Source organism: Schwartzia sp. (in: firmicutes) (assembly GCF_978017985.1).
Genome location: NZ_CDXDFU010000104.1, coordinates 1 through 6698, shown reverse-complemented (window position 1 = coordinate 6698; position 6698 = coordinate 1). Strand labels below are relative to the sequence as shown.

4 protein-coding genes are annotated in these 6698 nt (G+C 48.0%); all 4 read right to left on the bottom strand.

Features of this window, described 5'->3' with window-relative positions; all coding sequences use genetic code 11:
• Positions 1 to 308: 308 nt before the first annotated feature.
• Complete coding sequence (locus ACY69O_RS04835; protein ID WP_462332336.1) at positions 309 to 2381, bottom strand: methyl-accepting chemotaxis protein; 2073 nt, start codon at positions 2379 to 2381, stop codon at positions 309 to 311.
• A gap of 122 nt (positions 2382 to 2503) precedes the next feature.
• On the bottom strand, positions 2504 to 4303 hold the full coding sequence (locus tag ACY69O_RS04830; protein WP_462332335.1) for a methyl-accepting chemotaxis protein: 1800 nt from the start codon (positions 4301 to 4303) through the stop codon (positions 2504 to 2506).
• 297 nt (positions 4304 to 4600) lie between these two features.
• Entirely contained in the window at positions 4601 to 5737 is a 1137-nt protein-coding gene (locus ACY69O_RS04825) for a M20/M25/M40 family metallo-hydrolase (RefSeq protein WP_462332337.1), read from the bottom strand.
• A gap of 40 nt (positions 5738 to 5777) precedes the next feature.
• The coding region (gene dcuC / locus ACY69O_RS04820) for a C4-dicarboxylate transporter DcuC (RefSeq protein WP_462332334.1) at positions 5778 to 6698 on the bottom strand (921 nt) is incomplete at its 5' end.

Below are 6698 nucleotides of genomic sequence, written 5' to 3'. Positions count from 1 at the left end.
TCCATGCTTTTGCCTTTAGCTTTATTATTTTTGTTAAGGGTGTTAATCGTGTTCAACGATTCCTTATTATTCTTAATTACCATAGCCATGATTTTCTTCCTCCTTGATCATGAACATCGTTCTATGCATTCTATCCTCAGAATGCATACCGAAAAAGATTTCTACTTATATATCGCTCATTACCGATACATCTTAAGTATTTATCTGATAAATTTTATAAAATTTTTCTTTTTCTTTAAAAATCAGGACTTAACGCATACAAAAACACCTCCAAATGACATAAGTCATAAGGAGGTGTTTGTTGTTCATCAGAATCTGAAACGGCTGGATTCTTTCTGGAGGTCTTCTGCCATAGTGGAGAGATGATGGCTGGATGCCGCAATCTCTTCCATGGAAGCAGACTGTTCTTCCGTTGCTGCCGAGATAGATGTGATGTTCTCCGTGACTTTCTTCGTGGAACGCTCCACATCTTCCGCGTCTGTGAGGACGCCTTTGCTCTTTTCAGCAACCTTGGTAGCATTGACTGCAGATTCTTTTACCATGTCATCTACGATGCGGATGTGGTCGGCAATGAGTTTGAACTGTTTGCCTGCGTCCTCAACTGCTTCGCTGCCGACACGGACTTTTTCTGTGCCTGCCGTCATGCTTTCAACAGCCTGTACTGTGACCTGCTGGACTCCGCCAATCTTTTCAGCGATTTCCTGAGCTGCTTCAGCAGACTGTTCAGCCAGCTTGCGGACTTCGTCAGCGACGACGGAGAATCCGCGGCCCTGTTCACCGGCACGGGCAGCCTCGATAGCTGCGTTGAGTGCAAGGAGGTTCGTCTGCTCGGCAATGCTCTTGATAGTACCTACAATCTCGCCGATTTCTTCGGAGCGGCGTCCAAGCTCGCCGACTGCCTTCGCGGAATCGTTTACGGTATCGAACACGTCACGAATCTGCGCAACAGCGGACTCGATGGCATTGACACCGTCGAGAGCGGCCTGACCTGCTTTGCCGGAGGATTTGCTGATTTCTTCGGAGGAATCGGCAATGTTAGTTACCTGATCCGACATATCGCGGATATTAGCCACCATGCCATTCATGGTTTCATTCTGCTGTGTAGCAGACTCTGCGATATCTCCTACACTTTCAGCTACGTGAGTGATAGTCTGAGCTACCTGCTCAACGCCCTGTGACATCTGCGCGGACGAGTTGAATACTTCGTCAGCGCTGCCCTTAATCTTGCCGAGAAGATTTTTGAGCTGTTTTGTCATCTGGTTGAAGGACTCTGCAAGATGTCCGATTTCATCATCTGCTTCGATGAGAAGGTCCTCCTGACGGAGGTCGCCGTTTGCGATGCGCGCAGCGGAAGCTTCAAGTCCTTTAAGCGGTTTAACGATGATGTTCGAAATCCACATGGTTGCAAAGAAAATCAGTACAAGAGCAACCACCAGCACGACTGCCAAAATAGTACGCATACTGTTGACGCTTGCCATTATCTGGGATTTGTCAACAATCGTGACGTATTTGTAGCCTGTAGCGTTGGAGCTATAGACACTCACAAATTTCTTTGTGCCGTCAAGTGTGATTTCCTTGAGACCTTTTGCATTCAGGTCCATCGAAGCCAGTTCACCGAGACCGGATTCAGCCAGCTTCTTGAAGTTTTCGTCAGGATGCTTCGGGTCTGCGACGATTATATCGTCAGCATCCAGCATCATGATGTAGCCTGTCTCTCCGATTTTGATTTCTCCAATCATGTCGGTAACGACAGGAAGGTCGATGTTGATACCGAGAACACCAAGCGGCTGACCGCTCATGCTCTTAACCGTGGCAAAGATACCAACAGTCGGTGTTCCTTTCGATGTTTTGAAGGGTTTCGTAATACGTACGGCATTTACGTCTGCCATGCTGTCTTTGAACCAGCTGCGTTTACGGGAATCATAGCCCTTCTTACGTTTTACTGCCGGATACTGGAGATATCCGCCGTCAGTCGTTCCGTAGCTTACTACCGAAATAGACTCTTTATGCGACTCGGCAAGGCGCTGAAACAGCTGGTATGCCTGCAGCTCGAAGCCGCCTTTGGCCTGCGGGTCCATGGCAATCATGCCGTCAGCTCCTGCGGCGCCGTCAATATAGACGGTAATATTTCCGCCGTTCCTGAGAATCGGGTCATTCGCCATGTTTTTAACACTGTCACGAAGCCCGCGCAGGAAGAGGTCCATAGAGGCATCGACCTGCTCAGCCTGCATCTTTGTCTCTTCTTCAAAGTTCTGCATTTCGCTCTTCGTGATAACCCGATCCAGCACGATGCCCAAACTCAGCATTACGACAATGAACAGTATCGAAATGAGCACCATGATTTTCTTTTTGACGCTAAAGCGTGATAAAATTTCTTCCATTCCACATCTCTCCTTATTCTAACAACAAAAATCCAATTACATACCTTCAATTTATAAACAGAGTCCTTGATGCAACGAAAGGGAACGTGCTGCGCAGGAGCGATGGGTTCCTTTTACCGGACTCAGGTTTTGAATTTTATTACTACTTCCTGGAGGTCTCCTGCCATCTCGGAAAGCTTGCGGCTTGCCGCTGCAATCTCATGCATGGAGGCCGTCTGCTCTTCCGTTGCTGCCGATACAGATTCTGCCTCGGATGCAACGCTTCTGCTCTTCTCATCAATGGATTCGATGGCTTCTGTGATATGGTCTGCCCCGCCTTTGAGGTTTTTAACCAGCTCTGCCATGTGTTCTGAATCCGTTGCTACCTGAGATACCATCTTCACGATTTCATTAAATGTAGAGCCCGCGCTGTCGACGGCTACTGTTCCTCCATCGACTTTTTCAATGCCCTGCTGCATTACATCAACAGCATTTTGGGACTCCTGCTGAATACCATGAATGAGGTTTGCAATCTCTCCTGCCTGCTCCCGGGACTGCTCAGCAAGCTTTCTGACCTCGTCTGCTACAACAGCAAATCCACGGCCATGCTCTCCGGCACGTGCAGCCTCAATTGCCGCGTTGAGTGCAAGCAGATTCGTCTGTTCAGCAATAGACGAGATAGCGTCTACGATAGCACCAATCTCTTTCGAGGATTCGCCAAGTGCTCCGATAACCCTGGCCGTCTCACCAACTGCTTCCTTGATTTCCTTCATCTGCTGAACGGCCTCGCTGATGGTCGCGCCGCCGTTTGCTGCCGCGTCGCTTGTCCTTTGAATCTGCTCTGTTGCTCCCTTCAGACGATCAGCAAAGTCATCCATATATTTCTGCAGATTTTCCGACTGCTCGGCTGCGCTGGCAACCAATGTAGTCTGCTCCGCACATGCGCTTGCAACATTTACAACGGAATTCGCAACGGACTCGCTGACCTCTGAGGACTGCTCCGCGCTTGATGTGAGCTCCTCAGAAGAAGATGCCACATATTCCGATGACTCGCTGATTTTTTTCATCAGTACGCTGACATTGCTCCGCATTTTTGTCATGGCGAGTGTCATACTTCCAAGCTCATCCGGACGTTCCATAAGCTCCTGCTCTATTTCAGGATTGCTGTTTTTCTTGCAGAAGTCACCGCCGCCCATAGCAGTAAGACGTTCCTCAACATACTGCAGCGGTTTCGAAATACGTACGCCGGTCCAAAAAGCAAATGCGCTGAACACGACAATAAGGACGACAAGGCATACGAGCATTTGAATCAGCTGACTCCGGAGTGCCGCGGCGCCTTCCGCTTCTTTTGCCGCACACATTTCATCAATATCGTCAATCCATACGCCTGTGCCGAGAACCCAATGATACGGCTTATATTCGACGGTATAGTTGCGTTTCGGAAGCGGTGTTGACTCGCCGGGCTTTGCAAACATCAGGTCCGTAAATCCTCCGCCGTCTTTTTTGCCGTTCTTAATCATTTCCTGAATGAAAAGACGTCCGCTGGGGTCTTTCGAGCCTATACGGGATTTTCCTTCTGTATCGCGTCCAAGCAGGACGACATTTACGCCCTGATCCGTATCAATCCAGAAGTATCCTTTTCCGTCATCGTAACGCATGTCCCGCACAAGGTCGGCAGCGGCTTTTTTCGCCTGCTCTTCAGTCATTTTTCCGGCAAGCTGCTGCTTGTGCATCTGGTCAATGACACTGACAGCAATTTCCGTTTCCTGCTTCAGTCTCATTTCGACAGCTGCTTCAGCTTCCTTACGAAAGGCCTTGATATCCTGCTCTTTCTTCTGAACCATTTCATACGTAGAAAACGCACCCAAAACGAGCATCGAAAAAACAGATACGCCAACGATGATTACAATGAAGCGCGTCTTCATTGAAGAAAAACTAAACATTGCACAACCCTCCCTTGAAATCCTTTCATGAGTATTGTTACACCTAACTCCGTCAGAACATATATTTTAAATCAGGGCATCCGGCTGCACCCGATTTTTATGAAATTTAGATTATAAAACCTCTATTGGTATAATTCGATATGACATGAAAAAATCCTTTTTAATTTAATGAATAAATTTATAAAAAATAAAAATCGGCCACACATCAATCTTAAGTTATGACAATTTATCTTATCACACAACAAAACGGAGCCATCAACAAAATGCTTTTACATTCTGTCATGGCTCCGTTAATTTTTACTTTTTCAGTTCCGCGCCTTCTATGACAATCTGAAGTGCCCAGCGGGCAGCGTCATAAAGGTCTTTTTCTTCTATATATTCTTCCTTTGTATGTGCATTTTCCATACCGACGGCAAGAACAACTGTTGGTACGCCGTATGTATTGAAATGATTTGCGTCAGAGCCGCCACCTGATTCTTCAAGTGCGACCGGGAAACCAAGTTTTTCTGCAGCCTTCTTCCCCAGCTGAATAGCCGGTGAATCTTTTTCAAGCACATACGGTCCGTAATCCGGGCTAATCTCTGCGGTGATTTTGCAATTCACGGAGGCAGCACCTTTTTCAAAGTGCTCAACAATATCCTGCGTGATTTTATCAAGCTTTGCCTTATCACGGCTGCGGCTTTCATAATATATATCGCAGACGTCCGCGACGACGTTTGTAGCGTTTCCGCCAACGATACGCCCCACATTGCAGGTCGTTTCTTCATCTATACGTCCCTGCGGAGCATCCGCCAATAGCTTACCTGCCGCGACTATTGCATTGATTCCGTTTTCAGGCGCAATTCCCGCGTGAGCTGCTTTGCCTTCTATATGAATGTGCAGCTGATTCTTCCCGGGAGCCATGAATGTCATAGAACCTGGATGACCATGAGTATCCAGAGTAAATCCGTAATCGGAATGCAAAAGACTTGTATCAAGATTTTGCGAACCGTGTACTCCGTTTTCCTCCGAAGTTGTGAAAACCACCTGCATAGGACCGTGCGGAATATTTTTTTCATTAAGCTGCCTAATCGCTTCAAGGATAGCCACTACTCCGGCTTTGTCATCGCTACCAAGTATTGTGGTTCCGTCTGAGCGGATAATTCCGTTATCCAGAACAGGCTTTACCCCTTCACACGGCTCAACACAGTCCATGTGTGCTGTGAGCATTATGGTCGGTACATTTTCATGGGCAGCATCGGAAGCAGGAAAATCCGCAACAAGATTCCCACAGTTTCCGCCAAGCTTTTCTCCTGCATTATCCTCATGCACCGTACCGCCAAGCTCAGTAAGACGCTTCGTCAGAAGGTCTCCGATTTCACGCTCGTCGTGTGTTGAGCAGCGAATTTTTACAAGCTCAAAAAATTCTTCCAGTACACGTTTTTCGTCAATCACAGCAGTTTGCGACATGATATTCTCTCTCCTTCATGTCTGATTAAAGCATAATCATAAGTACAATAGCCGAAACAAGGCAAGGAAGGAAGTTTCTCTTCGATACCTCAATCGGATTGACCTTTGCAAGCCCTGAGCAGATAATAGCCGCACCTGCGACAGGAGACATAGAGCGTCCCATAGCTCCCGCAATCTGCGCCAGAGAACCAAGGTCCATGATAGTCATTCCGAACTGTTCGGCGAAGGGTGTAACCGCGCCGTTGAATGCAAATGCAGCCGCATCACCGGAGCCGGAGATAACCGCGATAAAGAATGGGCCGAAGGTGCCCGCTGCAGCAGCAATGGACTGAGAGCCCTTCATAAGTTCGGTCAGTGCGCCTGTAAGACCAACGGCTGCCATACCTGTAGTAAAGACGCTTGCACAGACAATCAGACCGATAACATCAGCATAAGCGGCGCCCATACCGGAAAAGAAGTTACGGCATACCTCCTGTGCGTCCGACCAGGTAACGAGAAGTCCAAGAACTACACCGATAATCATTGAAAGAGGAACTCCCATTGCAGGCAGAATGCCAACCTGTTTTGAGCCAAGAACCAAAAGGAGCAATGGAACTACAGGCACAATCGCCCGAAGCGGATTGACTTTGAAATTGCTCATCTGAAGGTGTTCTTCCTCAGCTACCTTCTCAAGATATTCTTTTCTTCTTTCGTCAGACGCGCCTTCCTTCATGAAATGCGCGTAAGCAGTCATCACGATAACACAGGCTATAGATGCAACCACCGAGGCAGGGGTTTCGTTGATAATGACTGTCATCATATCCGTACCTGCAAGCTCGGCAACGAACGGGTTATGCGCGTTGCCCGGGCTGATTGCGCTTCCCCACGTTCCCGCAAGAACAGTAGCGGCAGCCATGGCCGGATGAACACCTGCAGCTATCAAGGTCGGAATCATTATGCTTCCAAC